The sequence below is a fragment of the Streptomyces sp. NPDC050121 genome (assembly GCF_044460385.1).
Taxonomy (GTDB): domain Bacteria; phylum Actinomycetota; class Actinomycetes; order Streptomycetales; family Streptomycetaceae; genus Streptomyces; species Streptomyces soliscabiei.
This window is the reverse complement of record NZ_JBITJV010000107.1, coordinates 1-2,226: the sequence shown is the minus strand read 5'-3', so window position 1 is coordinate 2,226 and position 2,226 is coordinate 1. Positions and strand designations below refer to the sequence as shown.

General features: G+C 63.1%; 2 protein-coding genes. Both read right to left on the bottom strand.

The window, feature by feature from the left end:
* Nucleotides 1-40: 40 nt before the first annotated feature.
* Complete coding sequence (locus tag ACIBTS_RS49320) at nucleotides 41-1,456, bottom strand: cytochrome bc complex cytochrome b subunit (RefSeq protein ID WP_399328547.1); 1,416 nt, start codon at nucleotides 1,454-1,456, stop codon at nucleotides 41-43.
* A gap of 170 nt (nucleotides 1,457-1,626) precedes the next feature.
* Entirely contained in the window at nucleotides 1,627-1,899 is a 273-nt protein-coding gene (locus ACIBTS_RS49315; RefSeq protein WP_399328545.1) for a WhiB family transcriptional regulator, read from the bottom strand.
* Nucleotides 1,900-2,226: the final 327 nt, after the last annotated feature.

Here is a 2,226-nt window from a genome sequence, read left to right as displayed (position 1 = left end):
AGCCCCAACGAATACGAACACCGACACCACACCGCTAAACTCACGCTCGCCGCGTGATCAATAACCGCGTGCCCACCTTCACGGGGGAAGGCCCGCCGGTCTCGCGACCGTGCAGCACCTTCTCCCGGTCGCCCCACTGGAGGGCGAGGGCCCAGCGTTTCGTCACGACAAAGACGACGAGGGGCACGGTGAAGAGGCCGATACGGACGGCCCATGTCACCGCGTTGACGGAGACGTGGAAGCGGGTGGCAATCAGATCGTTCGCGGCGCCGAGGAGGGCCACGGTATAGACACTCAGCCACGCGGCACCGAGAGCCGTACGCACAGGCCGGTTCCGCGGCCGGTCGAGAAGGTGATGCTCTCGATCGTCGTTGGTAACCCACGACTCGATGAAGGGATAGGCGCCCAGCGCGAGGAAAAGGCCGACACCCACGCCCAGCGGTATGACGTTGTCGAGGGCCAGCGTATGGCCCCAGGCGTCGATCTCCCAGCCAGGCATAACGCGCAGCAACCCGTCGGCCACGCCCATGTACCAGTCGGGCTGCGATCCTGCCGACACCTGGTCAGCTCGGTAGGGGCCGTATTGCCAGATGGGGTTGACCTGCGCGATCGCCGCGATGATGAAGATGAATCCGCAGACCATGAGGCCGAAGGCCGCCGTCTTCACCGCGTGCACTTTGAACGGCAGGCCGACGACGTTCTTGTCCGTACGCCCTGGCCCGGCGTACTGGGTGTGCTTGTGGCGCAGACTCAGGGCCATGTGGACGACGATCAGCAGCAGCATGACGGCCGGGATCACCAGGACGTGGATCGTGTTGAAGCGAGCCACCAGGTCATCGCCAGGGAACTCGCCACCGAAGAGGAACCACGACAGGTAGGTGCCGATGATCGGTACGGAGAGGAGGGTGCCGTTCACGACCGCCAGCCCGGTGCCGGAGAGGAGGTCGTCTGGTAGGTCGTAGCCTGTCAGACCACCGAACATGCCCAAGATCAGGAGCAGAAAGCCGAAGACCCAGTTGAGCTCGCGCGGCTTGCGAAACGCCCCAGTGAAGAAGACCCGCATCATGTGCACGAGCATGCTGGAGACGAACACCAGCGCCGCCCAGTGGTGGGCCTGCCGGATCAGCAGCCCGCCACGGACATCGAAGGAGATGTGCATGGTCGAGTCGAAGGCTTCCGACACCAGCTGACCCTGGAGAGGGACGTAACTTCCCTGGTACCGCACCGGTGCTGACGAGGGATGAAAGTAGAAGGAAAGGTAGACGCCTGTGACGATGAGGATGAGGAAGCTGTAGAGACAGATCTCCCCCAACATGAAGGACCGGTGGTCAGGGAAAACCCTTCGCGCAGCGGCCCTGGTCACGCCACGGGTGCCCAGCCGGGTGTCGACCCAACGGGCGATGCTCTCGCCTTTTCGCCGTTGCTCTGGTGCGGCCTGCCGGCTCTCATCGCTCATCCTCATCACTCATTCCTGATCACCCGCAGCGATTTTTGATGTTCTGTCCTCATGACGACCGGTTGGCCAGCGATGGTGTGACACACCCGTGCGGAACCGACGTTGTGGCCAGGAGCGACAGCCCAATCAGACGGTCTGCAGGCTCGTACGGCGTCTCGGTTTGCGCGCGATTACGCTGCGGGCTTCGCCGTGGCCCGGTCGGCACCTGACGCACTGCGCCGCCTCATGGCCCGGCGTTCCGCTTCTGTGGTGCCGCCCCAAATTCCCTCCACCAGATCAATTTCGAGGGCCCAGCTCAGGCACTGGTCGACCACGGGGCATCGGTGGCACACTGCCTTGGCCTCAGCGATCTGGATGAGCGTTGGACCACTGCTCGCATTACCGATGGGGAAAAACAGATCAGGATCAGTGCCTTGGCAGATCGCCAATTCATGCCAGTCCACGAAGAACCTCCTGCGGTGGGATGCGTAGGGTTCAACGGCTCAACTCGTCGTACAGCGGGAGCCTCTCGGACAAGGGAGCCGAATGCCTTGTCCGGTCTCCTGACCGCAGTGTTCCGACGCACTCCGAGCACTTGGAAGACGTTTCCCTCTGCGGCTGTAGACGCCCGTCAGGTCTCTGATAGATGAGACCGAGCGGTCGGCGCATGTGTGACACCGGGTCTGTCGGTCACCGATGGAGCCTCCCCCTGAGTGGTGGACACGCTGATACTGGATCTGCTTGATCCGGAGGAAGCGAGAAGACCGCCGATGGCGATGAAGGACTACTCG

Bases quoted from the DNA above. Each gene is read 5' to 3' on its own strand.
- ACIBTS_RS49320 (WP_399328547.1), bottom strand. From the start codon at position 1,456: ATGAGCGATGAGAGCCGGCAGGCCGCACCAGAGCAACGGCGAAAAGGC.